Below are 25,628 nucleotides of genomic sequence, written 5' to 3'. Positions count from 1 at the left end.
CGGGTTGGTCCGACGTGATCCGATGGACGAAGGGCGTCGTCGCCGCGGCCCTCGGTCTCGCCGTGGTGGCGCTGGTCGGTACCGCCGTGGTCCGCTACGCGGAGAACTGGGCCATCGTCGAGCTGACGCGCGACGCCGGATTCGCCGACCATCATCCGCCGGCTCCCGATCCGCGCTCGGAGGAGGAGATGGAGAGCCTGCGCCGCTTTCCGGCAGGCGCGGTCCCTCTCCAGGCCCTCATCGACGCCACCCCCACCGATGGGACACTCCGACTCGATGCGCGCGTCTATGCCGCGCCCGGACAAATCACCCGGCCCATGCGTATCGACGGCGTACCCGGAACGGTCGTCGACGGCGGCGGCATCGGCTCGATTCTGACGGTCGCGGCCGACAACGTGATCGTCAGCGGCGTGACGTTCCGCAATTCGGGCGACCGTCACGAGACGACGGACTCCGCGGTCCGGCTGCGCGGGCGCCACAACGTCATGAAGGACAACATCATCGAGGACTGCCTGTTCGGCTTCGAGCTGAGACAGGCGGACGGCAACATCATCCGCCGCAACCGCATCGGCTCCAAGGATCTGCCCGAGGCGCTGCGCGGCGATGCCATCCGGGTCTGGTACTCGAACCGCAATCGCATCGAGGACAACGACATCGTCCACGTTCGCGACGTCGTGGTCTGGTATTCGGTCGAGACCGCCATCACGGGCAACCGCATCGTCGACAGCCGCTACGGCATCCACCTGATGTACGCCCACAAGAACCTCCTGGAGCGAAACACCTTCCTGTCCAACACCGTCGGCATCTTCCTGATGTACGCCAACGACAATCAGGTGATCGACAACGTCATCCACTACAGCCAGGGGCCCTCCGGGATCGGCCTCGGCTTCAAGGAATCCTCCAACACCACGGTCGTCAACAACGACCTCTTCGCCAATGCGCGCGGGATCTTCATGGACGCGTCGCCCTACGATCCCGAAGGCTGGAACGTTTTCCGGGCCAACCGGATCGCCTACAACGGCGTCGCCGTCTCCTTCCATTCCGATTGGGAAGGCAACAGCTTCGAGGGCAACGCCTTCGTCGGCAACCACAGCGGCGTCACGGTCCAGGGCACCGGCGGCGCAGCCCGCAATCGGTGGCACGCCAACCGGTGGGACGACTATGTCGGCTTCGACCGGAACAATGACGGCGTCGGCGACACGCCCTACGAGAGCTGGAGTTGGGCCGACCGCTTGTGGATGGACGTTCGCGACGCCCAGTTCTTCCGGACCTCGCCGTCCCTGGAACTCATCGATTTCGTCGAGCGGCTCGGCTCGCTCATCGAGCCCCGCCTGATCCTGCGCGATCCGGAGCCACGCTTCGATCTCCCCGGCGACATCGGCGCGCGCGGCACCGCTCGGCCGGAGAAGACCCCATGACGGACACCATCACGACCACCGCCCCGACCAAGCCGGACAAGCGCCACTCCAAGGCCGACGAAGCCCGTCGCCGCCTGCTGCGTTCGATCGCCGTCGGCGGCCTGGTCACCTGCGCTGCCCTGGCCGGGCTGCTCCACCATCGCTTGGCGCCGGGGGCGCCGCGCCTGCGGCCGCCGGGCGCTCTCGATGAAGACGCTTTCCTGGCGTCGTGCATCAAGTGCGGCCAGTGCGTTCAGGTCTGCCCGGTCGAGGCGGTCAAGCTCGCCGATCTCACCGACGGCATCGGCAACGGCGTCCCCTGGATCGATCCGCGTGCTCAAGCCTGTGATTTCTCCTGTGACGCCACCCAATGCATCCTGGCCTGTCCGACCGGCGCCCTGTCGCACCTGATCGACAAGAAGGAGCAGGTCCGGATGGGGGTGGCGAAGGTCGTCGAGCCCGACGCCTGCCTGGCCCGGCAGGGCCGGGGTTACAAGGGGCCGGCGCGCGGCGGCGGCTTCCGTGGCGTCCTGCGTTACCCCGAAATCGATCGCTGGCGCGCCAAGCCCGTCGCCGGCCACCCCTACGATCTCGCGCTGTGCGACCTTTGCGTGCGCCAGTGCCCGATCGAGGGGGCGATTGCGCTCGAGCCCGTGTCCAGTGATCCCGGCGACCGCCGTCGCACCCCGAAAGTCACCGCCGCCTGCGTCGGCTGCGGCGTTTGCGAAATGATGTGCCCGGCCGATCCGGTCGCCATCCGGATCGAGGTCACCCCCACGGGCCGTGAACCCGGAGGGACACCCGCATGAGCGCCGGATTCCTCTCGCGCACCGGACTGGGACTCGGACTGCTGCTCGGCCGCGAGCCCGTGAAGCCGGATCCCGACGGCATGACGACCGATGCCCGCGACATGCACGCGTTCAAGCGGACGCCGCAGGAGCGTGCGCGCCGGAAGGCGGAGATCATGGCCGAGCGGGCCGCCGGCGTCGTGTCGCACCGCTGGCGCTGGCGTCGCTGGGCCTCGATCGTCGGCTTCAATGGCCTGTTCGTGCTGTCCTACTGGCTCGACCTCCAACTGGTCGAAGGGGCCCTCACGGCCTCGCGGGTGCTCGGCTTCCACTTCGCCGACCTCAACTCCTCGCTCCAGTTGATGCTGGCTCACAAGCACGCCGTGAACGACTTCGTGATCGGCGCCTCGACGGTCTTCACGTTGTATCTGCTCGCCGGCGGCCGCACCTTCTGCTCCTGGATCTGCCCCTATCACCTGCTCTCCGAGCTCGCCGAGATGCTGCATCTGCGGCTCGCCGAGCGGCGCCTGGTGAAGGATCACGAGCTGGACCGCCGGCTGCGGACCGTGATGTTCGTCGTCTTCGCGGTGCTCGCCTTCGCGTCCGGCTACACGCTGTTCGAGACGATCTCGCCGGTCGGCATTCTCAGCCGGGCCCTCGTCTACGGCACCGTGATCGCGCTGGTCTGGATCGCGTTCCTGCTGCTGGTGGAGGTCTTCTATTCGAGGCGCCTGTGGTGCCGCTATCTGTGCCCGATCGGACTGACCTACGGCATCGTCGGCACCGTCGCTCCGGTCCGGATCGTCCACCATCTGGACAGTTGCCTGCACGAGGGCAAATGCCGCGAGGTGTGTCTGGTGCCGCATGTCCTGGAGATGACCAAGCTCGGTTACGCGGCCGAGGTGAACACGCCGATCGGCCCCGATTGCACGCGTTGCGCGATGTGCATCGACGCCTGCCCGACCGGCGCGCTGACGCTCGACGTCAAGGGGATCTCGCGGCCGCCCGGGACGGCCGAATGACCCCGACGCGACGACCGATCCGTGATCGCCACGGCACGTCCGGACCGATCACGAGCAGGGTGACGAAACGACAGGACGGCGCGATCATGCGCGAGGAACGGACGACGATGATTTCTCTCCGGCGACTGGGGAAGTCCTTCGGAGCGGCGCGCATCCTCGACGGCGTCGATCTCGACGTCCCGGCCGGTCAGCGCGTCGCGCTGATCGGCTCCAACGGTGCCGGCAAGACGACGCTGTTCCGCTGCCTGCTCGGCGAATACATCCACGAGGGCTCCGTGCTGATCGATGGGCGCGATCCGCGCTGCGACCGCACCGGGGTGCTGCGCCTCGTCGGCTTCGTCCCGCAGATCGCGCCCCGCCTCGAGATGCCCGTCGCGGCCCTGATGCGATACGTGGCCGACGTCTCGGGCACCGGCCTCGCCGAGATGGGGGCCGTGGCGGAGCGTCTGCGCCTCGATCTCGACGCCATCCGGGGCCGCTCGTTCGTCCGGCTGTCCGGCGGCATGAAGCAGAAGCTGCTGATCGTCCTGGCCCTCGGCAGACCGACCCGCCTGCTGCTGCTGGACGAGCCGGCTGCCAACCTCGATCCCGCCGCCCGCGCCGCATTCTTCGAGATTCTCGCCGAGCGCGCCCGCGACACCACCATGCTGGTCTCGAGCCACCGCATCGACGAGATCGCCGCGCTGGTGAACCGCGTCGTCGAGCTGGAGCGCGGCCGGGTCGTCCTCGACGACACAGTCGCCGACGCGGGGGCCCTCGGGTCCCGGTTCGTCGTGGCGCTGGAGACCGCCGGACCCGAGCCGAGCTTCGCCCGTGCGGCGTTGGAATGGGGCTTGGCCGAAGGGCTCGCGAACCATTGGACCGGAACCATCGCGGGTCCCGATCGCTTGCGGTTCCTCGGCTTTGTCGCTCGCCACGCCGGGTTGGTGCGGCAGATCCATGTCGACGAGGCAACCGACTGTCACGAAAGGCGTGCCCATGCCGGCACCGCTGTGCCCTGATCGCTTTTCGCCCCCGTCACGACGGCGCGTGCTCGGCGCCGCCGTCGGCCTGTTCGTTTGCGTGTCCGCTTGCTCGGAGATCGTGCCGACGCCTCGCACGATAAAATGGAACCGCGACACCTGCGACCACTGCCACATGGTTTTTGCCGACCGGCGCTTCGCCGCTCAGGTGTGGGATCCGGAGATGCGGCGGACGAGGCTCTACGACGACTTCGGGTGTGCCGTCCTGAGCGCCGGCGAGCTCGGCCTGATCGACCGGGACGACGTACCGTTCTGGGTGACCGACGATGCCGCCCCCGATCATTGGCTCGACGCGCGCACGGCGCGCTACCGCGACGGGGTCGTGACGCCGATGGGATACGGCTATTCGGCCGGGCCCGCCGCGACCCATCCCGTCGATTTCCGCACCGCCGCCGCCGCCATCCGCGAGAAGGCGGACTGCGCCCACAAGAGCTGAGGACACACCGTGCGCGCGCCCGTTACCGACCCCGGACTGCACGAGCCTGTTCGCGGCGCCTTTTGGACCGGAGTCTCGGCCACGTTCCGGCTGGAGATCGCCGAGGCATTCCGGGCCCGCTGGTATGCCGTTTATGCTTTCGTCTTCTTCGCGCTGGTGGGGTTGCTGCTGGTGTTCGGCCTGACCGAGAGCCGCGTCCTCGGATTCACCGGGCTGTCGCGGACGCTGGTCACCTATATCCAGCTCGCCACCGCCATCCTGCCGATCTTCATCCTGATCACGACGGTGCGTTCGCTCGCCGGGGACCGCGAGGCCGGCGTGTTCGAATATGTGCTCGGCCTGCCGGTCGGCATCGGCGCCTGGTACGCCGGCCGGTTCCTGGGCCGCTTCTGTCTGGCGGCCGCCCCGGTGGTCTCGGCCCTGTTCGTGGCCGTCGCCTACGGCACCGTGCGCGGCGCGGCCGTTCCCTGGATCGAGCTGGGATTCGACATCGGGCTGTTGCTCGTGCTCGTCCTCGCCTTCGTCGGCCTCGGCTTCTTGATATCGACCCTGTGCCGGTCGGTCGACACGGCGCAGACCGTGGCGTTCCTGGTCTGGCTCGCCCTGGTCCTGGCGCTCGATCTCGTTCTGCTCGGTGCACTGATCCGTGCTCGGATGTCGCTCGAAGGCGTCGTCGCCATCGCGATGTTCAACCCGCTCCAGGTGTTTCGGACCGGCTCGATGCTGCTGTTCGATCCGCAGCTCGTGCTGCTCGGGCCGACCGCCTACGCGGTGTTCGATCTCTTCGGCCGCACCGGCTTCATGATCTGGTCCTTCGCCTACCCGGCGCTCCTCGGTCTCGCGGCCGCGTGCGCCGGATATCTGATCTTCCGCCGTGACGATCTTCCCTAGAGGAGCCCGCGATGACCCATGTCACTCTCATCGTCGTCTCCCGGTTGGGGGTGTGGATTCGCGGCATGCGGTTGCGCACCCTGTCGATCTCGATCGCGCCGATCCTGGTCGGAACCGCGCATGCCGTGGCGAGCTTCGGCCGCATCGCGATCCTGCCTGTCCTGGCGGCGACGATCTCGGCGGTCGCCATCCAGGTCGCCACCAATCTCGCCAACGACGCCGCCGACGGCGAGCGTGGGCTGGACGGTCCGGCCCGGCTCGGTCCGCCGTTGGTGGTCGGATCGCGGCTGATGAGCCCGTCCGAGGTGCGGCGAGGCGCCATGGTCGCGACCCTGGTGGCCGCCTTGTTCGGCCTTTTCGCCGTGCTGGCGGGGGGCGTTCCGATCCTGCTGATCGGCATCGCCTCGATCCTCGCCGCCTGGGCTTATTCGAACGGTCCCTGCCCGATCTCCGCCACCCCGCTCGGAGAGATGTTCGTGATCGCCTATTTCGGCGTCGCCGCGGTGGTCGGGACCGAGTGGCTGGCGGCCGGACAGGTGAGTGTCGACGCCGTGCTGCTCGGGATCGCCATCGGCCTGCCGGCGGCGGCGGTGCTGACCATCAACAACCATCGCGATCGCGTGCTCGATGCGGCGAACGGTCGTCGCACGCTGTCGATCGTCCTCGGCGAGCGCGGCGCGACGATCCTGTACGGGGCCGAGCTCGTCGGCGCGACGATGCTCGCCGCTCTGGTGGTGATGCCGGCCGCGCCGCGCGGCGCCCTCCTGGTCGCCGCCTGTGTGCTGCCTGCCCTCTATCTCGCGATCCGGGTCGCCCGGATGCCGATCAGCCGTGCGCTCAACGGACGGTTGGTCGACACCGTGATCTTCCAGCTCGTCCTGGCCGTCGCGACCGCTGCGGCCCTGCTCGGAGACTGGTGATGAAAACCGTCGCTTCGATCGTCCTTGCGGTGCTGCTCGCGGGCGGCCCGGGGCATGCCGCCGACCTCCTGCTGGTCGATCCGAAGCCGGTCGCCGTGACGGTGCAGGATCGCGACGGCCACGAGCACGCGTCGTCGGACTGGTCGGACGACCTCGTCCTGGTTCACTTCTGGGCGAGCTGGTGCGGCTCCTGCCGAACCGAGTTTCCCGCCATCGAGACGCTGCAGCGGGAGATGCGCCGGGACGGCGTGAAAGTTGCCGCGGTCTCGATCGACCGCATGGGGTGGCCGGTGATCGACCGGACTCTCTCGGCGCTGGAGATCCGCGACGTCGCCGTCTTTCACGACCGCGACCGCCAGGCGGCACGCCGTCTCGACATCGTCGGCCTGCCGACCACCGTGGTTCTCGACGGGCGCGGGCGCGAGGTCGCACGCGTGATCGGCACCGGCAACTGGAACGACCCGGCCCTGCGCGACCGGTTGCGGAGCCTCAGGACGTCGGGAGGCCTATGACCGGGACCACCTGCGGTCGTCGCGGATGGCGCGATGGACCGCGGCGATTCCAAACGAGAGGTCGCGCCAGGACACGTCCGAGAACCCCGCATCCCCGATCAGGTCGGCGAACTGCCGCTGGTCCGGGAAGCGCCGGATCGACTCGACGAGATAACGGTAGGCCTCGATCCGACCGGAGACGGCGGCGCCCAGGGCCGGAATGGCGGTGCGGGACCAGGCCTCGTACAGGGGCGCGAGCCAACGCTGCGGGGTGGAAAACTCGAGACAGTGGAAACGGCCACCCGGTTTCAGAACGCGATGGATCTCGGCCAGGGCGTCCTCGATCCGTGTCACGTTGCGAATCCCGAACGCGACAGTGACGAGATCGACCGACGTGTCGGCGAGCGGCAGGACCTCTGCCTCTCCCTCGACCCACGTGATCCCGCCTGCACCGGGCCGCGCCCGCCCGACGGACATCATCTCGGCGCTCGGATCGACCACCGTCACGATCGCTCCGCGGGCGACCAGCAGGCGAGCGACGTCGCCGGTGCCGCCGGCGACGTCGACAACGACCTCGCCCGGTTTCGGATCGGCCATCGCGACGAAGGACGCTTTCCACCACCGGTGGATCCCGAGGCTCATCAGATCGTTCATGAGGTCGTAGCGCGGCGCCACGGACCGGAAGGTTCGTCGGATCAGGTCCCGGCGCTGGTCGGGCGACACCGTGTCTTGTCCGAATGTTTCGGCCAGCCGCGCTTGCGGAGGAACGGGCGTCACGACCGCGTCGCGAGAACCGCCCGCACCTTCTCGCCGACCTGAGCTCCGGACAGATTGTGGGAGAAGCGCGCCGCGACGGCGCCTTTCGGGTCGATCAGGAAGATCGAGGCGGTGTGATCGACCAGGTAGGGATGGCCGTCCGGAAGGTCCACCCGGACGTATTTGATCCGCCAAGCGGCCGCCATCGCCTTGAGATCCGCCGGGCTCGGCGTGACGCCGACCAGTCGCGGATGAAAGAAACTCACATAGTCGCGCATCACCTCGGGTGTGTCACGTTCGGGATCGACCGTCACGAACACCGCGGCGATCTGGTCGGCGAGCTTGCCCAGGGCGTCCAGGGCTTCGCTCATGGTTTGCAACGTCGTCGGGCACACGTCTGGGCAGTGCGTGTATCCGAAATAGACGAGCCGCCATCCCGCGAGATCGTCGGGGCCGATGGGGCGTCCGTCATCGCGCGTCCCGAGAATTGCAGGTCCGTCCGCCCACGACAGCGCCGGAAATGCGAGGCAGCAACCGAATGCGAGCGACGTCAGGAGTGCTCTGCGTGTCGTGGCCATGCGTCGTCTCGCATCGGAAGGGATCGACCCACCCGCTTCGATGTCGCCGGAGGTCGGCCGGATGCAGATCGATCCATGCGGCAATATAGCATGAGCAGATCGAATGCTCGACCTGTTTGTCCGATCTGGCGCGAAGCGGGCGATCATCACGCGTGGGACGTCGGGAGGGCACCTCGAATGATCGGCCGCACGTCGCGCTGTGCAAGTCTCGTTCGTGAGGGCGCGGTTATGCGGAGTCTGAACCACGGAGGAGGCCGGGATTTTTCGGCGCTGGCAGGCGATCTGTTGCGAGACGCCGGGTACGCCGCCGAGGCCGGCGACCTTACCTTCGCGCCGGGCTTGCAACGCCTACTGGTGCGCTCCTGCCCGGTCGGCCGCTGCAGGCCGTCCTTCGCCGACGCCACTCTTCGCAGCTACCGCTACAAGCTCTGGGCGAGGCAGAACCTGATTGGCGCTTGCGCGCCCAGCCCATCTGGGCGCCGTAGAGGCCGGAGACCCAGAAGGCGGGACGCACCTCCCCGATAAATTCGGCGACCACGTCCTTGCGGTCGGTCACGTTGGCGCGAAGCGCTATGTGCGGCGTTCCCCGCACGCCCGGGGACGAGCACTCTCCCGAGCTGTGCCAGTCTCGGGCGACTACGTCGCAGCCGCGCTGCCTTCCTCAACCACCCGCATTACGGTGCCGACGCCCACGCCCAGCTTGCCGGCAATCGCCCGGATACCCTTTCCCTCGGCCCGGAGGGCGCGGATCGCCTTGACCTTTTTCGCGTCGGTGTCCTCGATCCGCTTGCGGCCGAGCTTTGTCCCCTCGGCCCGGGCCCTAGCCAACCCCGCCAGGATCCGCTCGCGTATCATTGCTCGCTCGAACTCAGCGAACACGCCCAGCATCTGGTACATGGCGCGGCCCGACGGGGTCGAGGTGTCGAGCCCCTGCTGATGGAGGAAGAGGTCGACATTCGCCGACCGCATCTCTTGCAGCATGCTGAGGAGGTCGGTCAGGCTGCGACCGAGGCGGTCTACCGACCACGCGGCGACCATGTCCACCTCGCGGCGCGTCACCGCCTTCATGAGGGCGTCGAGCCCCGGCCGCTTGTCGCGCCCCTTGGAACCTGACAGCCCCTCGTCGATGTAGACCGCGACCACTTGCCAGCCGGCGCGCTCGGCGACGGCCTCCAGCTCCCGGCGCTGGTTGTCGGTGGTCTGCTCGGACGTGCTCACGCGCAGGTACAGGGCGACACGCTTCAGTTTGGCATTTGCCGTCGGGCCCATGATCGGCTTCCCGCCTTCATCTGAACTTAAAGCATCTTCCAGGAATGTTCCGAAATCAAGTGGTTGGAGAACCATGCGCGTCCGGCTTATGGGCATCAACAGCAACACGAAGCGGCTCGCGAACGGCCGCATCGTGACGTACTGGTACGCCTGGAAAGGCGGTCCGCGGCTTGACGGTGTACCTGGCAGTCTCGAGTTCATCGCCAGCTACAACGCGGACGCGGCGCGCAAGGTGATGCCGGCAACTGGCGTTTTGCTGTCGATTTTGCAGGGCTATCAGGCCAGCACCGATTTCACGGACCGCGCTGACCGCACACGGTCGGACTACGTGCGCCAAATCAAATTGATCGAGCGCGAGTTCGGCGACTTCCCGCTCGCCGCCCTAGCCGACCGTCGTACCCGCGGCCTCTCCATGGAGTGGCGCGACCGGCTCGCCGCAAAGCCGCGCCGACAGGCCGACTATGCGTGGCAGGTACTCGCCCGCGTCCTGTCGTGGGCCAAGGGCCGCGGGTTGATCGTCGCGAACCCCTGCGAGCGCGGCGGCCGTCTCTACGGCGGGACGCGCGCGGACAAAATATGGACTACCGACGACGAGACCGCGTTCCTCGCCGTGGCGCCGGCGCACCTGCACCTGCCGCTTATCCTCGCCCTGTGGACCGGCCAACGCGAAGGCGACCTGCTGCGGCTCGGATGATCGGCCTATGACGGGGAAAAAATCCGGCTGCGCCAGTCCAAGACGGGCACTCGTGTGCTGATACCGGTCGTCGCCCCGCTCAAGGTGGCGTTGGACGCAAGCCCGAAGCGAAGCACCATCATCTTGGCGAACAGCACCGGCCAGCCTTGGACCGAACACGGCTTCCGATCGTCATGGCGCAAGGCCTGTGCCAAGGCCGGCGTCGTCGGGGTGACGTTCAACGATCTGCGCGGCACCGCCGTGACCCGGCTGGCCATCGCCGAATGCACCGAGGCCGAGATCGCCACCATCACGGGGCATGCGCTCCGGGATGTCAGTTCGATCCTCGATGCCCACTACCCGCGATCCCGCCCTCGGCGAGAGCGCGATCCGCAAGCTCGAAAAGAGAACGGATTCGTCCAACTGAAAGCCCAACTTTGCCGCGATGCTCTGTGTGAGAAACTGGAAAATCGCTTTAAAATCAATTGGCTGGGGGACTAGGACTCGAACCTAGACTAGCGGAGTCAGAGTCCGCTGTTCTACCATTAAACTATCCCCCAACGCGGCGCCGGCGGGCCGAACGTCTCGAAGACACGAAAGCCCCCGAGGCTCCCTGCCCCCCTGGGACCGATCGGCCCCGAGGCAGCACCGTGAAGACTGCGCCGGACAAGCCGTAGCGCAGTGCCGCTCATATAATCGGGAAGGCGACGGCGGTCTACCCCCTGTTCGCGCCGTCGGCCGCGGCTTTCGAGACGCCCGGCGCACGGCTCCCTCGTGCGGTGGATATGCGAGCCTGTTCAAGCCCTTCGCGGCTGTCGCGCCGGCCGGCCCCTGCCCCTGCGGTCGGCTTGCTCGCCAGGCAGACCCGCAGCGGCTGCAAGCCTTGCCGCCCCGGCTGGCCGGGGCGGGACAGGCCGAATCGGCCTGTTCCCCCTCGCCCGATCGCGCATTGCCGGGCGGCCGGCGGCGGGTGGTCGCCGCCCCTCACCAAGAGGTCAGCACGGCGCCGTCATACTTGCCGGCGATGAAGGCCTTCACCTCGGGCGAGCGATAGCTCTCCACCAGCGTCCTCACCCAAGGCTTGTCGCGGTCGACCGACCGCACGGCGATGAGGTTCACGTAAGGCCCCTTCGGGTCTTCGCGAAGAATCGCGTCGCGGCCCGGGTTGAGGCCGGCCGGAATGGCGAAATTGGTGTTCACGGCGGCGACGTCGACATCGTCCAGCGCGCGCGGCGTCTGCGCCGCCTCGAGCTCGACGAACTTCAGCTTCTTCGGATTCTGCACCACGTCCAGCACGGTCGGCGACCAGCCGACCCCGTCGCGCAGCTTGATGGCGCCCTTGTCCTGAAGGACCAGAAGCGTGCGGCCGCCATTGGTCGGGTCGTTGGGGATGGCGACACGGGCGCCGTCCGGCAGCGCGTCCCAGCTCTTGTACCTCTTCGAGTAGAGGCCGATCGGGAAGTTCACGGTCAGGCCGACGGCCTCGATCTTGAAGCCGCGGTCCTTCTTCTGCTGCTCGAGGAAGGGCGTGTGCTGATACGAGTTGGCGTCGAGGTCGCCGGCGTCGAGCGCGACGTTCGGCGTGATGTAGTCGGTGAACTCGATGATCTTCAGCGCGAGCCCGTTCTTGGCGGCCACCTGCTTGACCACCTCGAGGATCTGCGAGTGGGGGCCCGCGGTCCCGCCGATCTTTATCACCTGCGGGGCCTGCGCCCGGACACCCAGGGGCAGCGCGGCCGCGGCAGCAGCCACGGCGACGGCGGCGAGCACGAAGCGACGGCTTCGGAACGTGGTCATGTCATTCTCCAGAAGAACTGTTGTGAGTTGCGCGCAGCCCGCTCAGTCGCGGCGGACGCGCTTGTTGACTCGTCGGGCCAGCGCCTCGCCGGCGCTCTGCACGGCCTGCACGAGGACGATCAGCACGACGACGACGAGCGCCATCACGTCGGGCATGAAGCGCTGGTAGCCGAAGCGGATGCCGAGATCGCCGAGCCCGCCGCCGCCGACCGCGCCGACCATGGCGGAGTGGCCGATCAGGCTGACCACCGTGAGGGTGAGGCCGAGCGTGAGGCCGGGCAGCGCCTCGGGCAGCAGCACCTTTCGCACGACCTGCAGCGGCGTCGCGCCCATCGCCTTGGCGGCCTCGATCAGACCCTGGTCGACCTCGCGGATCGCGGTCTCGACGATGCGGGCGATGAACGGCGTCGCCGCCACGGTGAGCGGCACGATCGCCGCCGTGGTGCCGATCGACGTGCCGGCCAAGAGGCGCGTGAACGGGATGATGGCGACCACCAGGATGATGAACGGGGTCGAGCGCGTCGCGTTGACGACCGTACCGATGACGCGGTTGGCGAGCGGCGCCGCGAACAGCTCGCCCTTCTGGCTCGTCGCCAGGAAGACGCCGAGCGGCAGGCCGAGCAGCGTGCCGAGCAGGCCCGCCGCGACCACCATGTAGAGCGTCTCGAGGGTCGATTCGACGACCAGGCGGATCAGCTCAGGAGACATGGCCGAGCACCTCGATGTCGAGGCCGTTGGAGCGCACCAGCGCGACCGCGGCGGCGACGATCTCGTCCTTCGCCGGCAGGGCGATCACCAGGTTGCCGAACGGGGCGCGGCCGATCTCGTCGATGCGGCCCGCCATGATGTTGATCTCGATGTCGAGGCTGCGCGACAGCCGGCTGAGAATCGGCTCTCCCGCCTGCACGCCGGTGAAGACGATGCGCAGTACCGTCTGGGTCGCCCCCTCCGGGTCCGTCCGCAGGCGTGCGACGAGATCCTGCGGCAGCGTCGCACCGTTGACCGAGGAGACCAGCCGCCGCGTCGTCTCGCTGCGCGGATGGGCGAAGACGCCGTAGACCGGCCCCTCCTCCACCACGCGGCCCGCCTCCAGCACGGCGACGCGGTCGCAGATCGACTTGATCACGCTCATCTGGTGGGTGATCAGCACGATGGTGACGCCGGTCAGCGCGTTGACGTGCTTGAGCAGGTCGAGGATCTGCTCGGTCGTCTCCGGATCGAGCGCCGAGGTCGCCTCGTCGGACAAGAGCACCTTCGGCTCGGTGGCGAGCGCGCGGGCGATGCCGACGCGCTGCTTCTGCCCGCCCGACAGCTCGGCCGGATAACGGCCCGCCTTGTCGGACAGCCCGACCAGATCGAGCAACTCGGCCACGCGAGTGCGGATCTGCTCCGTCGGCGTGCCGGCGAGCTCGAGCGGCAGCGCCACATTGGCGAAGGCGGTGCGCGACGACAGCAGGTTGAAGTGCTGGAAGATCATGCCGATGCGCCGGCGCAGCGTGCGCAGGCCGCGGCCGTCCAGCGACGCCACATCGACGCCGTCGATGCTGACGCGGCCGTTGGTCGGAAACTCCAGCCCGTTGATCACCCTCACCAGCGTCGACTTGCCGGCACCGGAGCGGCCGATGATCCCGTAGACGGCACCCGGCGCGACATCGAGCGACACCCGGTCGAGCGCCATCACGGCGGGATCGCCCTTGCGGGCCGGATAGATCTTCGAGACTGCCTCGAACCGGATAGTGGGCTCGGCGCGCGCCGGCTCATGGTTCGGCCGCCCCGACAGAAACACGGGCTCGGCATCGGCCGTCGGCCGTTCGACCAGCATGTTCATGAGAGTGTCCTCCGCGGGCGCCACCGCGCGGACGTCGGCACAAGGAAGGTCATCAGGCTCTCCAATCACGGAGCCCACGAATGCCTTCGTGGCGCTTTAGCGGTTGGTGCGCGGCCGCAAGCTGCTCCGTCAAATCCCGCGGTCGGCGACGTGCGCCGACGCCCCATAAGGAGCGCACGCCGCGAATAAAATCAACGGAATGAGATTTTGAATTTGCGCCCGGAGAGAGGATCGGCTTGCTTCGACCGTCCGCCGGAGAGATCGGAGTTTCCGATTCTTCGACTTTCGACCGACCGAAGGCCCGTTCTGGTGTGCGGACGGCCGGGCACTCGCCTTGCCGGTGCGGTCTGCACCTGAGACACTGCCGGCCGCTCACGTTGCTCCGACGCGGCGCCGCTCGTCCCGGCCTTCACGCAGCGTCGACCGTCACCGAGGTTCTCATGATCAGCCGTCGCCGCTTCGCCACCGCGGGTGCCGTCCTTCTGGCCGCGAGCGCCATGCCGGCCCGCGCGGCGACGCCGGTGCGCATCGGCTTCGTGCCGGTGATCGGGGCGAGCGCCGTCTATGTGCTGCAGGGCGCCGGCTGGGCGGCGGCGGACGGCCTGGCCATCACGATGACCAAATTCGACTCCGGTCCGGCCGCCATCCAGGCGCTCGCCTCGGGAACGCTCGACATGCTGGCGATCGGCGTCGCGCCGCTCGCAGTGGCGCGCTCGAAGGGCATCGGCGTGCGCATCGTCGCGGCCGGCGCCACCGGCGGATCCGGCTTCGTCGCCGGGCCGGCGCTCGCCGAGGCCCTCGCCACCGGAACGCCGGCGCAAGGCTTCGCAGCCTTCCGGGCCAAGACGGGCCGGCGCGCCAAGCTCGCCACGCTGCCGCCCGGCGGCGTGCCGACCGTCCTGCTGCACCATTGGCTGTGGACGATCGCCAAGGTCGACCGCGCCGACGTGGAGATCGTCCACATGGGAATCGAGGCCGTGCAGCAGGCCATGCTGGTCGGCGCCGTCGACGGCGGCACCGTGCTGGAGCCGTCCCGGACCCTGGTGCTCGACCGCGATCCGCGGCTGAAAAGCATCGTGGTGGCGAACGAGATGTTCGCCGGCATCCCGGGCGTCGCCTTCGGCGTCACCGAAAAGTTCGCCGACGCCAACCGCGATGCGCTCGACACGCTGATCCGCCTTCTGGTGCGCGCCACCACGCTGATCGAGACCACGCCGGCCGAGGCGGCGCCGCACGTCGCCGCGAGCCTCGGCGGCGGCCTGGTCGACACCGGGGTGTTCGCGAAAGCGCTCGCCTCGCCGGCCGTGATCTTCGGCAGCGACCCGCGCGCCATCGTCGCGCCGACCGAGGCGCTACTCGCCTATCAGGTCGAGCTCGGCGATTTTCCCACCGCGCCCGCGACCGACGGGCTGTTCGACCTCGCCGCCTACGCGCGCGCTTTGCGGACGCCCTGACGGGCATGTTTGCGGGCCCGCCGCGCCGGCACGGCCGCATCCGCCTCGCGCACGACCGCACGGATCATGCCGCGCAGCCATGCCGTGCCCGGGTCGGCCTCGGCGCGCGCGTGATGCACGGCGACGACGTCGAACGACGCCACCTCGACCGGGCATTCGTGGACGGCGAGCCCGAACGCCGCCGCATGGGCGCGCGCCAGCCGCCGCGGCACCGTGGCGACCAGGTCGCTCTTCGTCACCATGTCGAGCCCGGCCAAAAACATCGGCACGCTGGTGACGACCCGCCGGCTGAGGCCGCGCTTGTTCAGCGCCGCGTCCGCACGGCCGACGAAGCCGCCGCGGAACGACACCAGCAGATGGTCGAGGGACAGGTAGGCCGCGAGGTCGAGGCCCCTCCTCAGCCCGGGATGGCGCCTGCGAGCGACGACGACGAAGTCGTCGCGATAGAGCGGCTCGGCGCGGGCCCAGTCGGTCAGGCCGAGAAACGTTCCGAGCGCGACGTCGATGATGCCGCGATCGAGGAGATCGAGCGCGTCGCGTCCGACCGCCGGATGAAAGGCGACCCGGATGTCGGGCGCGGCCTTGCGCAGGCGATCGATCAGCGGCGTCACCACGGTCGACAGCGTCATGTCGTGGCCGGCGAGGGCGAAGCCGCGCTGCGACGTCGCCGGATCGAACGCCGCCGATCGCCCGACCAGCTCGCCGGCGAGCGCGATCAGCGCCTCCACCTTGGGGGCGAGCTCGAGGCAGCGCGGCGTCGGCTCGAGCCCGGCGGCGCGACGGCGGAACAGCGGGTCGCCGAGAATGTCGCGCAGCCGCGCCAGCGCATGGCTGACGGCCGACTGGCTGAGCCCCAGCCGCGCGGCCGCCTCGGTGGTGCGGCGCCGCTCGATCAGCTCGCGCAGCACCAAAAGGAGCGACACGTCGATGCGCCGGATATCGATATTGCTCATAGACTCGATGAATGTTTTTCAGTGTGCTGCATATCGTCGGGCATGCTAGCGAAGCCGTCAACATGAACTCTCGACACCAGGAGATCGTCATGAAGATCGCCATTCTGGGCGCCGGGAATGTCGGCGGAGCCTTGGGCGCGGCATGGGCGCGCGCCGGGCACATGATCGCCTACGGGGTCTCCGAGCCGGGCAAGCCGGCCCATGCCGCCGTCGCGGCCGCCGCCGGCGGAGCCCGCGTCGGCACGGTCGCCGACGCGGTGCGCGACGCCGACGCCATCGTGCTCGCGGTGCCGTGGGGCGCCGTGCCCGCCGCCATCGCGGCCTGCGGCGACCTCGCCGGCCGCATCGTTCTCGACGCCACCAACCCACTGACATTCGAGAACGGCGCGCTGTCGCTGTCGCTCGGCTTCGACACCTCGGGCGGCGAGCAGGTGACGGCGCTCTCCAAGGGTGCCCATGTCTTCAAGACGCTGAACCAGGTCGGCTACGAGGTGATGGCCGACGCGTCGGGTTTTCCGACGCCGCCCACCATGTTCGTCGCCGGCCCGGACGGCGCCGCCAAGCAGACGGTGCTGCGGCTGGTCGCCGATCTCGGCTTCGCGGCGCTCGACGCCGGACCGATCGCGATCTCGCGGCTGCTCGAGCCGCACGCCATGCTGTGGATCCACATGGCGATGGCCAAGGGCGCGCCGCGCGACGGCGCCTTCGCGCTGATGCGCAAGACGGGAGCAGCGGGATGACGGTCGAGTACATCCGCTATCGCCTGACGGCGCACACGCCCGACGACTTGATGTCGGCCTACGCGGCGGCCGGTGCGCTTCTGTCGGCCGCCCCCGAATGCCGGTCGTTCGCGCTGACGCAATGCGAGGAGGAGCCGACCGTCTTCATCCTGCGGATCGTGTGGACATCGACCCGCGATCATCTCGAGGGTTTCCGCAAGGGTCCGCACTTCCCGCCCTTCTTCGCCGCCATCCGGGCTTTCATCGGCGAGATCGAGGAGATGCGGCACTATCGGCCGACCGCCGTGTCGTGGACGGCCGACACGGATCGCTGACCCCGGCGCGGTCGCGCTGTAGCCGGCCGCAGCGGTCATCCGCGCCGCCGGTCGTCCGGTCAGCGGCGGCCGCCGACCTCGTCGATGTGGCGCAGCATCTCGGCCGGATCCTCGTAGACCCGGTAGGCGCCGGCCCGCTCCAGCTCCGCCTCGCCGTAGCCACCCGACAGAAGCCCGACGCCGAGCGCGCGGGCGCGCTGTGCCGCCAGCATGTCCCATACGCTGTCGCCGACCACGAAGGACTCCTCGATGTCGACGCCGAGCCGCTCCGCCGCGGCGAGGAAGAGATCAGGATCTGGCTTGGCGTATTTCACCTGGTCGCGGGTGACGATCGGGTTCTTGGCCGGATCGACGCCGAGCGTGTCGAGGGTCGGCTTGGCGGTCGCCATGCGGCCCGAGGTGGCGATCGCCCACGGGATGCCGGCCTCGGTCAGATAGGCGAGCAGCTCTTTTGCGCCCGGCAGCGGCCGGATCTGTTGCGAGCGCCGGCCGTAGCACTCCGCGTGCGCACGCAGCAGCCGCTCGCTGCGCCCGGGATCGAGCACCAGCCCGGTCTCGCGCAGCAGCATGTTGGTGAACAGGCCGCCGCTCATGCCGATCTTTCGGTGGATGCGCCACACCGACAACGTGATGCCCTCGGACTCCAGCGCCTCGTGCCAGGCCAGCACGTGCTGATAGACGCTGTCGACGAGGGTGCCGTCGAGGTCGAACAGGAAGGCGGTCTGGCGACGTTCCATTCGGTGTCTCCGTTGCCGAGGACCGCCATGCGACGGCGGTCGCGGAGCCTCTGCTCCGCGACCCTGCATGGCAAGCCCGCGTGACGGAGTCGTGGCGGTACGCCGGCCCACGCGTCGGCGGCCGGTCAGGCCGCCGACGTGACCCGCACGGCCTCGGCGACCGCGTCGGCCGTGAAGCCGAACAGGCCCAGGAGGTCCCGCTCGGGCGCCGATTCGCCGAAGCGGTCGATGCCGATGACCCGGCCGCGCGGCCCGGCGAGGCCGCGCCAGCCGCGGGTCGCGCCGGCCTCGACGACGACGACCGGCCGGTCGGCCGGCACCAGGGCGGCCCGCGCCTCTGCCGACAGCGCCTCGAAGCGCTCGACGCAGGGCATCGAGACGACCCGCACGCCGCGCCCCTCGGCCGCGAGACGGGCGGCCGCCTCGATGGCGAGCCGCAGCTCCGAGCCGGTCGCGACCAGGGTGGCGCAGGCGTTCGGCGCGTCGACCAGCACGCGGGCGCCCGTGGCCGCCAGCGTGTCGAGGCCGTCGGAAAGCTGCGGCGGCAGCGCTTGGCGGGTGAGGATCAGGGCGGACGGCCCATCACGGCGCGCCAGCGCCGCCTGCCACGCCACCGCCGTCTCGGCCGCGTCGGCCGGTCGCCAGACGTCGAGATTGGGGATCAGCCGCAGGCTTTCGACATGCTCGATCGGCTGGTGGGTCGGCCCGTCCTCACCAACCGCGATGGAGTCGTGCGTGAACACGTAGACGACCCGCAGCCCCATCAGGGCCGACATCCGCACCGCATTGCGGGCGTAGTCGGAGAACACCAGGAAGGTCGCCACATAGGGGATGAACCCGCCGTGCAGCGCCAGCCCGTTGGCGATCGCCGACATGCCGAACTCGCGCACACCGAAGAAGACCTGATTGCCGGCCGGGTCACGGGTGACGGGCTTGCTGCCCGGATGAATCGTCAGGTTCGAGTGCGCGAGATCGGCCGAGCCACCCAAAAGTTCGGGCAGAGCCTTGGCGAACGCGGTCAACGCGATCTGGCCGGCTTTGCGGGTGGCGACGCTGCCGGCCGCCGTCTCGGCCCCCAGCGCCGCCGCAGCCGCCTCGGCGAATCCGGCCGGCAGGTCGCCGGCGAGCCTGCGGGTGAACTCGGCGGCAAGCTCCGGATACGCGGACGCATAGGCGGAGAAGCGCGCCTGCCACTCGCCCGACCACGCCTTGCCGCGCGCGCTTCCGTCCCATTCGGCATAGACCTCGGCCGGCACATGGAAAGGCGCATGCGGCCAGTCCATGGCGGCCCGGGTACGGGCGATCTCGTCGGCGCCGAGCGGCGCGCCATGCGTGTCCTGGTGGCCCTGCTTGGACGGTGCGCCGCGGCCGATGGTGGTGCGGGCGCAGATCAACGACGGCTTTTCGGTCTCGGCGAGCGCCCGCGCCAGCGCGGCCGCCACGGCGGCCGGATCATGGCCATCGACCGCCTCGACCACGTGCCAGCCGTAGGCGCGAAAACGCGCCGGCGTGTCGTCGGAAAACCACTCGCCGACTTTACCGTCGATCGAGATGCCGTTGTCGTCCCAGATGGCGACCAGCTTGCCGAGGCCGAGCCGGCCGGCGAGCGAGGCCGCCTCGTGGCTGATGCCCTCCATCAGGCAGCCGTCGCCCATGACCACGAAGGTGCGGTGGTCGATGATGGTATGGCCCGGCCGGTTGAACTGCGCCGCGAGAGTCTTTTCCGCCAGCGCCATGCCGACCGCATTGGCAAACCCCTGGCCGAGCGGCCCGGTCGTCGTCTCGACGCCGGGCGTCATCTTGTATTCGGGATGGCCCGGCGTCTTGGAATGGAGTTGGCGGAAGCGCTCGAGCTCCGCGATGGAAAGGTCGTAGCCGGTGAGATGCAACAGCCCGTAGAGCAGCATCGAGGCGTGGCCGTTCGACAGCACGAAGCGGTCGCGGTCGGGCCAATGCGGGTCGGCCGGATCATGGCGCAGCACGCCGCGCCACAACACGGCGGCGATCTCGGCCATGCCCATCGGCGCGCCGGGGTGGCCCGACTTCGCCGCCTCGACGGCATCCATCGCCAGCGCCCGCAGCGCCGCCGTGACGGGCCAGGACAGCCCGTGGTCGACATCCTGGCGCTCGATCGTCGCCGGCATGGTCATGGTGGTGTCTCCCCGTGCTGTTCGCTTGTTCCTTCGGTCGTCATTCCGGGACGGCGCGGAAGCGCCGGACCCGGAATCCAACCGCACATTCGGAGCTCGCTGCTGGATTCCGGGTTCGCGCCTTCGGCGCGCCCCGGAATGACCAGCCCTCCCTCACGCCAGGGCGCGGCGCTTGCGCTCGACCAGCTTGAGGATGATCGGCGTCAGGATGAGCTGCATGGCGAGATCGAGCTTACCGCCCGGAATCACGATCGAGTTGGCGCGGCTCATGAAGCTGCCGTCGATCATGGTGCGCAGATAGGCGAAGTCGATGCCGCGCGGGTTCCTGAAGCGGATCACCACCATCGACTCGTCCGGCGTCGGGATCCAGCGGGCGGTCAGCGGATTCGAGGTGTCGACGGTCGGGACCCGCTGGAAGTTGATGTCGGTCTCGGTGAACTGCGGGCAGATCACGTGCACGTAGGCGTGCATGCGACGCAGGATCGTGTCGGTGACGGCCTCAGTGGAGTAGCCGCGGGCCGCGCGGTCGCGATGGATCTTCTGGATCCATTCGAGATTGATCACCGGCACGACACCGATTTTCAGGTCGGCATACTGGGCGACGTTGACCGTGTCGGTGGCGACCGCGCCGTGCAGGCCTTCGTAGAACAGCAGATCCGACGTGTCGGTGAACGGCGCCCATTCGGTGAAGGTGCCGACCGGCACGCCGAACCGCTCTGCCTCCTCGGCGCTGTGCACGTAGTGGCGGGTCCGCCCCTTACCCGTAAGGCCGTACTCGCGAAAGATCGCTTCGAGCGCCTCGAGCTCGTTGGCCTCGATGTTGAAGTGGCTGAAGGTCTGGTCGCCTTCGGCCGCCCGCTTGGCGATCTCCGCCTTCATCGTGGCGCGTTCGTAGCGATGGAAGGCGTCGCCCTCGATCGACACCGCCGTGATGCCCTCACGGCGGAAAATCTGGTCGAAGGTGTGCTTGACCGTGGTGGTTCCGGCTCCCGAGGAGCCGGTGACCGAGACGATGGGATGCTTGACGGACATCTTTTCAAACCTGCAGTTTCGCTGATGTCATTCCGGGGCGCCGCGCAGCGGCGAACCCGGACTCCAGCGGCAATCGCCGCGTTTGGTGGCTGGATTCCGGGTCCGGCGCGCCGCGCCGTCCCGGAATGACCGGAAAAGGACGGTAGAAATCTGGTGCGTGCCCTCTACGCCGTGAGCAGCCCCCGTTTGCCGAACAGCGGCGAGCGCTCGGCGATCTCGCCCGGGCCGGTGAGATAGTTCGACACCCGCTCGACCTTCTCGCGCGATCCGAACACCAGCGGCACGCGCTGGTGCAGTTTTTCCGGGACGAGATCCAGGATGGGCGTGCGTCCGTCCGTCGCCGCGGCACCCGCCTGCTCCATCAGGAGCGCGATCGGGCTCGCCTCGTAGATCAGGCGCAGCCGGCCCTGCGTGTAGCCGGCGCGGGTGTCGGCCGGATACAGATAGATGCCGCCCCGGATGATGATGCGATGCGCCTCCGCCACCATTGAGGCGATCCAGCGCATGTTGTAGTCGGCCTCGCGCGGGCCGTCCTTGCCCTGCAGCAGGTCGTCGACATAGAGGCGCAGCCGGTCGTCCCAGTGCCGGTGGTTCGACATGTTGATGGCGAACTCCTTGGCCGCGGCCTGGATGGTGACGCGCTCCGCCACCAGGCGATAGGCGCCAGCCGCGCGGTCGAGCACGAAATGCGCCGTACCCTCCCCGATGCTCAGCACCAGTGCGGTGTGCGGCCCGTACACGACGTAGCCGGCCGCGAGCTGGGCCCGGCCCGCCTGGAAGAACGCCGCCTCCGACACCGGATCGACGCCGTCCCGGGCCGGCAGAACGGAAAAGATGGTGCCGATGGTCACGTCGGTGTCGATGTTGGACGAGCCGTCGAGCGGATCGATCGCCACCAGGAGCGGCGCACCGGGCGTGACGGCAACCGGCAGCTCCGCCTCTTCCGAGGCGTAGGCCGCGACCGGTGCCCCGTCGAGCGAGCCCCGCAAAATATTGTCGGCGCGGACGTCGAGCTCCTTCTGCTCGTCGTAGCCGTCGGCGCCGAGGCCGCGGATGGCGGACAGCTCGCCGACCAGCGGGCCGTCGGCGACGATCCCGGATATCGTCGCGGTGGCGCCGGCCAGCGCCATCACGGTGGCCCGCACGGCCTCGCGGATCGGGTCCGTTCCGGCCCAGCGCCTCAGATACGCGTCGAGTGTGTCCGACATGGTCAGTCCCCGTCCCGTCGCCTTGCAGCGAGCCACCGGCCGCCATTGTCGCGGCGCCGGCCAAAAAGTCAGTCCGAAAAAACCCGGCTGGCGCGGATTTCCGCCGCCGTGATGGTGCGCAGCGCCTCGTGGTCGACCGGGCTGTCCGCCTCGAACAGCCGCATGGCCTGGCGCAGCCGCGCCCGGTCGAAGGCGTTTCGCATCGAGCGCGCATTGGCGAAAGACGGCCGCCGCCGGCGCGCCGTGACGTACTCGGCCAGCGCGGCGCGCGCGCCGTCGTCGAAGCAATAGCCCTCGGCCGCCGCCAACGACTCGGCAATGGCGACCAGCTCGGCGTCCTCGTAGTCGGGAAAGTCGATGTGGTGGGTGATGCGCGAGCGAAACCCCGGATTGGCCGAGAAGAACGTCTCCATGCGGTCGCCGTAGCCGGCCAGGATCACGACCAGATCGTCGCGCTGGTTCTCCATCACCTGGAGAAGAATCTCGATCGCCTCCTGGCCGTAGTCCTTCTCGTTCTCGGGCCGGTAAAGGTAATAGGCCTCGTCGATGAACAGCACCCCGCCCATGGCGCGCTTCAACACCTCCTTGGTCTTCGGCGCCGTGTGGCCGATATACTGGCCGACCAGGTCGTCGCGTGTCACCGACACGAGGTGGCCCTTTCTCACATAACCGAGCCGGTGCAGGATCGACGCCATGCGCAGCGCCACCGTGGTCTTGCCGGTGCCCGGATTGCCCGTGAAGGCCATGTGCAGGGTCGGCGGCTTCGCCGACAGCCCGTGCAGCCGGCGCGCCTTGTCGACCAGCAGATAGGCGGCGATCTCACGGATCCGCCGCTTGACCGGCTTGAGGCCGATCAGCGCCGCGTCGAGTTCGGCGAGCACCGCGTCGATCTGGGTCTCGTGATAGAGCGCCTTGAGGTCGATGCGGCCGTCGGTCGGATCGCTCGTCGGCGTAGCGACCGGCACCGCCTGCCCCGTCTCGATCGTGCCGATGGTCATGACCGTCTCCGCTTTCGTTCGTCATTCCGGGGCGCGCCGACGGCGCGAACCCGGAATCCAACCACAAGCACGAGGGTCGCCGCTGGATTCCGGGTTCGCCGCTGCGCGGCGCCCCGGAATGACCAGTTCTTTCTCACGCCCGCACCACCGAATAATGCTGCACCCGCCCCGGTCCCTCGGTTCGCTCCAGGCGAAACTTCGCCTCCTGCTCGGGCCGGTGCACCATGAAGGCGAGCCGCACCGTCTCCCAGCCGCGCGTCGAGTCGAACGCCGAGAGCCGGATGTAGCTTTCCGGGTTGGCGGTCCGGCAGGCCTTCAGCTCGCCCATCACGCCGGCGGCGTCTTTCAGGTCGAACATCGGCGTGCCCCACATGTCCCAATAGGTGTTGCGCGGGTGCGGGTCGTCGGTGTGCTCCAGGCTCACGGCCCAGCCCTGGTCGAGAGCGTACTGGATCTGCGCCGATATCTGGTCGTCTGACAGATCGGGCAGGAACGAGAAGGCGCCCTGGGTGATGCGTGGCATGTGACGTCTCCTTGTCGCGTCGGCGACGAATGTGTGTCTCGCCGTCATTCCGGGGCGCGCCGCAGGCGCGAACCCGGAATCCAGCCGGGAATGCAGTACTCGCCTCTGGAGTCCGGGTCCGGCGCTTCGCGCCGTCCCGGAATGACCAAACAGATCACGCCACCGAGGCGGTCGGGACGAAGTCGGAGGTGTCGGTCGAGGTGTAGTCGAACGTCACCGAGCCCCAGGTGTGCAGCGCCGCCTCCAGCGGCTTGCACCACTTCGCCGCAGCCTGCAGAATCTCCGGCCCCTCGGAGAGGATGTCGCGCCCCTCGTTGCGGGCCAGCACCATGGTCTCGAGCGCGACCCGGTTGGCGATGGCGCCCGCCTCGATGCCCATCGGATGGCCGATGGTGCCGCCACCGAACTGCAGCACGACGTCGTCGCCGAACAGATCGATGAGCTGGTGCATCTGGCCGGCATGGATGCCGCCCGAGGCGACCGGCATGACACGGCGGATGTCGGCCCAGTCCTGCTCGAAGAACAGGCCGCGCGGCAGATCCTGCTGGTTCACCCGCTCGCGACAGATGTTGTAATAGCCCTGCACCGTCATCGGATCGCCCTCGAGCTTGCCGACCGCCGTGCCGGCATGCAGGTGGTCGACGCCGGCCAGCCGCAGCCACTTGGCGATGACGCGGAACGACACGCCGTGGCTCTTCTGCCGCGTATAGGTGCCGTGGCCGGCGCGGTGCATGTGCAGGATCATGTCGTTCGCCCGCGCCCACTCGGCCATCGACTGGATCGCGGTCCAGCCGATGACGAGATCGACCATCACGATGACAGACCCGAGCTCCTTGGCGAACTCGGCGCGGCGATACATCTCCTCCATCGTCCCGGCCGTGACGTTGAGATAGTGGCCCTTCACCTCGCCGGTGCGCGCCATCGCCAGGTTGACGCCCTCCATGCAGTAGAGGAAGCGGTCGCGCCAATGCATGAACGGTTGCGAGTTGATGTTCTCGTCGTCCTTGGTGAAGTCGAGGCCACCGCGCAGCCCCTCGTAGACGACGCGGCCGTAGTTCTTCCCCGAAAGGCCGAGCTTCGGCTTGATGGTGGCGCCCAAAAGCGGACGGCCGAAGCAACCGAGCCGCTCGCGCTCGACCACGATGCCGGTCGGCGGGCCCTTGAAGGTCTTCACATAGGCGACCGGCAGCCGCATGTCCTCCAGCCGCGCCGCCTTGAGCGGCTTGAACGAGAAAACGTTGCCGATGATCGACGCCGTCAGGTTGGCGATGGAGCCTTCCTCGAACAGGATCAGGTCGTAGGCGATGTAGACGAAATACTGCCCCGGCTGGCCCGGCACCGGCTCGACCCGATACGCCTTGCCGCGGTAGCTGTCGCAGGCGGTGAGCCGATCCGTCCACACCACGGTCCAGGTCGCGGTCGAGCTTTCGCCCGCCACCGCCGCAGCCGCCTCGACCGGGTCGACGCCCTCCTGCGGGGTGATGCGGAACACCGCCAGGAGATCGGTCTCCTTCGGCTCGTAGTCGCCGTCCCAATAGCCCATCTGCGCGTATTTCAGCACGCCGGCGGCGTAACGCTTCTTGACGTCCGTGATGGCGCCTTGCGGCGCAGAGCCGCTGGCGGGCGGGGCGAGCGAAGTGACGCTGGTCAT

At 68.8% G+C, this 25,628-nt stretch carries 27 protein-coding genes and 1 tRNA gene; 13 read left to right on the top strand and 15 right to left on the bottom strand.

Annotated elements, in window-relative coordinates; all coding sequences use genetic code 11:
- Positions 1-14: 14 nt before the first annotated feature.
- The 8 genes from nosD to HXX10_RS20480 all read left to right on the top strand — a co-directional run bounded on the left by nosD (position 15) and on the right by HXX10_RS20480 (position 6,988).
- On the top strand, positions 15-1,418 hold the full coding sequence (gene nosD, locus HXX10_RS20515) for a nitrous oxide reductase family maturation protein NosD (protein WP_296524726.1): 1,404 nt from the start codon (positions 15-17) through the stop codon (positions 1,416-1,418).
- On the top strand, positions 1,415-2,206 hold the full coding sequence (locus HXX10_RS20510; RefSeq protein ID WP_296524724.1) for a 4Fe-4S dicluster domain-containing protein: 792 nt from the start codon (positions 1,415-1,417) through the stop codon (positions 2,204-2,206). The genes nosD and HXX10_RS20510 overlap by 4 nt, the downstream gene beginning before the upstream one ends.
- Positions 2,203-3,207 carry a NapH/MauN family ferredoxin-type protein gene (locus tag HXX10_RS20505; RefSeq protein ID WP_296524722.1) on the top strand — a complete coding sequence of 335 codons (1,005 nt, stop codon included), beginning with the start codon at positions 2,203-2,205 and terminating at the stop codon, positions 3,205-3,207. The genes HXX10_RS20510 and HXX10_RS20505 overlap by 4 nt, the downstream gene beginning before the upstream one ends.
- A gap of 107 nt (positions 3,208-3,314) precedes the next feature.
- Positions 3,315-4,208 carry an ABC transporter ATP-binding protein gene (locus HXX10_RS20500; protein ID WP_296524720.1) on the top strand — a complete coding sequence of 298 codons (894 nt, stop codon included), beginning with the start codon at positions 3,315-3,317 and terminating at the stop codon, positions 4,206-4,208.
- Positions 4,209-4,290: 82 nt separating this feature from the next.
- Positions 4,291-4,665 (top strand): hypothetical protein, encoded by a 375-nt coding sequence (locus HXX10_RS20495; RefSeq protein WP_296524719.1) that lies wholly within the window; start codon positions 4,291-4,293, stop codon positions 4,663-4,665.
- A gap of 9 nt (positions 4,666-4,674) precedes the next feature.
- Positions 4,675-5,556, top strand: coding sequence for an ABC transporter permease subunit (locus HXX10_RS20490; protein WP_296524717.1), 882 nt, complete (start codon positions 4,675-4,677; stop codon positions 5,554-5,556).
- An 11-nt stretch (positions 5,557-5,567) separates the two neighbouring features.
- Positions 5,568-6,476, top strand: coding sequence for a 1,4-dihydroxy-2-naphthoate octaprenyltransferase (menA, locus tag HXX10_RS20485; RefSeq protein WP_296524715.1), 909 nt, complete (start codon positions 5,568-5,570; stop codon positions 6,474-6,476).
- Complete coding sequence (locus HXX10_RS20480) at positions 6,476-6,988, top strand: TlpA disulfide reductase family protein (protein ID WP_296524713.1); 513 nt, start codon at positions 6,476-6,478, stop codon at positions 6,986-6,988. The genes menA and HXX10_RS20480 overlap by 1 nt, the downstream gene beginning before the upstream one ends.
- Here HXX10_RS20480 and HXX10_RS20475 read toward each other — a convergent pair.
- The 3 genes from HXX10_RS20475 to HXX10_RS20465 all read right to left on the bottom strand — a co-directional run bounded on the left by HXX10_RS20475 (position 6,983) and on the right by HXX10_RS20465 (position 9,645).
- Positions 6,983-7,690 (bottom strand): class I SAM-dependent methyltransferase, encoded by a 708-nt coding sequence (locus HXX10_RS20475; RefSeq protein ID WP_296524711.1) that lies wholly within the window; start codon positions 7,688-7,690, stop codon positions 6,983-6,985. The genes HXX10_RS20480 and HXX10_RS20475 overlap by 6 nt on opposite strands.
- 50 nt (positions 7,691-7,740) lie before the next feature.
- Positions 7,741-8,301: an SCO family protein gene (locus HXX10_RS20470; protein WP_296524743.1), complete on the bottom strand. Its 561-nt coding sequence runs from the start codon at positions 8,299-8,301 to the stop codon at positions 7,741-7,743.
- 636 nt (positions 8,302-8,937) lie between these two features.
- Positions 8,938-9,645 (bottom strand): recombinase family protein, encoded by a 708-nt coding sequence (locus HXX10_RS20465; protein WP_296524710.1) that lies wholly within the window; start codon positions 9,643-9,645, stop codon positions 8,938-8,940.
- Here HXX10_RS20465 and HXX10_RS20460 point away from each other — a divergent pair.
- Together HXX10_RS20460 and HXX10_RS20455 are read left to right on the top strand one after the other, a co-directional pair.
- Positions 9,644-10,264 (top strand): hypothetical protein, encoded by a 621-nt coding sequence (locus HXX10_RS20460; protein ID WP_296524708.1) that lies wholly within the window; start codon positions 9,644-9,646, stop codon positions 10,262-10,264. The two genes, HXX10_RS20465 and HXX10_RS20460, sit on opposite strands and share 2 nt — an antisense overlap.
- A 54-nt stretch (positions 10,265-10,318) precedes the next feature.
- Positions 10,319-10,744 (top strand): hypothetical protein, encoded by a 426-nt coding sequence (locus HXX10_RS20455; RefSeq protein WP_296524706.1) that lies wholly within the window; start codon positions 10,319-10,321, stop codon positions 10,742-10,744.
- Here HXX10_RS20455 and HXX10_RS20450 read toward each other — a convergent pair.
- From HXX10_RS20450 to HXX10_RS20435, 4 genes are all read right to left on the bottom strand, one after another.
- Positions 10,730-10,803, bottom strand: a tRNA-Gln gene (locus HXX10_RS20450). The genes HXX10_RS20455 and HXX10_RS20450 overlap by 15 nt on opposite strands.
- 424 nt (positions 10,804-11,227) lie before the next feature.
- Positions 11,228-12,040 carry a MetQ/NlpA family ABC transporter substrate-binding protein gene (locus HXX10_RS20445; protein ID WP_296524704.1) on the bottom strand — a complete coding sequence of 271 codons (813 nt, stop codon included), beginning with the start codon at positions 12,038-12,040 and terminating at the stop codon, positions 11,228-11,230.
- Positions 12,041-12,082: 42 nt separating this feature from the next.
- The gene (locus tag HXX10_RS20440) at positions 12,083-12,748 is read right to left on the bottom strand and encodes a methionine ABC transporter permease (RefSeq protein WP_296524703.1); all 666 of its coding nucleotides are present in this window, start codon (positions 12,746-12,748) and stop codon (positions 12,083-12,085) included.
- Positions 12,738-13,868, bottom strand: a complete 1,131-nt coding sequence (locus HXX10_RS20435) for a methionine ABC transporter ATP-binding protein (protein WP_296524701.1) — start codon at positions 13,866-13,868, stop codon at positions 12,738-12,740. The genes HXX10_RS20440 and HXX10_RS20435 overlap by 11 nt, the downstream gene beginning before the upstream one ends.
- Before the next feature lie 440 nt (positions 13,869-14,308).
- Here HXX10_RS20435 and HXX10_RS20430 point away from each other — a divergent pair, with 440 nt between their 5' ends.
- Positions 14,309-15,322 (top strand): ABC transporter substrate-binding protein, encoded by a 1,014-nt coding sequence (locus tag HXX10_RS20430; RefSeq protein WP_296524699.1) that lies wholly within the window; start codon positions 14,309-14,311, stop codon positions 15,320-15,322.
- On the opposite strand, the gene HXX10_RS20425 is transcribed toward HXX10_RS20430, so the two are convergent.
- Positions 15,295-16,275, bottom strand: a complete 981-nt coding sequence (locus HXX10_RS20425) for a LysR family transcriptional regulator (RefSeq protein WP_296524698.1) — start codon at positions 16,273-16,275, stop codon at positions 15,295-15,297. The two genes, HXX10_RS20430 and HXX10_RS20425, sit on opposite strands and share 28 nt — an antisense overlap.
- A gap of 89 nt (positions 16,276-16,364) precedes the next feature.
- On the opposite strand from HXX10_RS20425, the gene HXX10_RS20420 reads away from it, so the two are divergent.
- Positions 16,365-17,015 carry an NAD(P)-binding domain-containing protein gene (locus HXX10_RS20420; protein ID WP_296524696.1) on the top strand — a complete coding sequence of 217 codons (651 nt, stop codon included), beginning with the start codon at positions 16,365-16,367 and terminating at the stop codon, positions 17,013-17,015.
- A complete protein-coding gene (locus HXX10_RS20415; protein WP_296524694.1) occupies positions 17,012-17,329 on the top strand; it encodes an antibiotic biosynthesis monooxygenase in 318 nt (105 codons plus the stop codon). Before HXX10_RS20420 ends, HXX10_RS20415 begins: the two co-directional genes overlap by 4 nt.
- A 59-nt stretch (positions 17,330-17,388) precedes the next feature.
- On the opposite strand, the gene HXX10_RS20410 is transcribed toward HXX10_RS20415, so the two are convergent.
- From HXX10_RS20410 to HXX10_RS20380, 7 genes are all read right to left on the bottom strand, one after another.
- Entirely contained in the window at positions 17,389-18,066 is a 678-nt protein-coding gene (locus HXX10_RS20410; protein ID WP_296524692.1) for an HAD family hydrolase, read from the bottom strand.
- Positions 18,067-18,191: 125 nt separating this feature from the next.
- Positions 18,192-20,210: a transketolase gene (gene tkt / locus HXX10_RS20405; RefSeq protein ID WP_296524741.1), complete on the bottom strand. Its 2,019-nt coding sequence runs from the start codon at positions 20,208-20,210 to the stop codon at positions 18,192-18,194.
- A gap of 159 nt (positions 20,211-20,369) precedes the next feature.
- Positions 20,370-21,248 (bottom strand): phosphoribulokinase, encoded by an 879-nt coding sequence (locus tag HXX10_RS20400; RefSeq protein ID WP_296524690.1) that lies wholly within the window; start codon positions 21,246-21,248, stop codon positions 20,370-20,372.
- 164 nt (positions 21,249-21,412) lie between these two features.
- The gene (locus HXX10_RS20395; RefSeq protein ID WP_296524689.1) at positions 21,413-22,456 is read right to left on the bottom strand and encodes a class 1 fructose-bisphosphatase; all 1,044 of its coding nucleotides are present in this window, start codon (positions 22,454-22,456) and stop codon (positions 21,413-21,415) included.
- 68 nt (positions 22,457-22,524) lie between these two features.
- Positions 22,525-23,454, bottom strand: a complete 930-nt coding sequence (cbbX, locus tag HXX10_RS20390; RefSeq protein WP_296524688.1) for a CbbX protein — start codon at positions 23,452-23,454, stop codon at positions 22,525-22,527.
- A 133-nt stretch (positions 23,455-23,587) separates the two neighbouring features.
- A complete protein-coding gene (locus HXX10_RS20385; RefSeq protein WP_296524686.1) occupies positions 23,588-23,977 on the bottom strand; it encodes a ribulose bisphosphate carboxylase small subunit in 390 nt (129 codons plus the stop codon).
- Positions 23,978-24,131: 154 nt separating this feature from the next.
- A complete protein-coding gene (locus tag HXX10_RS20380; RefSeq protein WP_296524684.1) occupies positions 24,132-25,628 on the bottom strand; it encodes a form I ribulose bisphosphate carboxylase large subunit in 1,497 nt (498 codons plus the stop codon).

This window comes from Rhodoplanes sp. (assembly GCF_013377085.1).
GTDB lineage: Bacteria > Pseudomonadota > Alphaproteobacteria > Rhizobiales > Xanthobacteraceae > Rhodoplanes.
The sequence above is the reverse complement of the archived record's forward strand: the minus strand, read 5'-3'. Positions and strand labels throughout refer to the sequence as shown.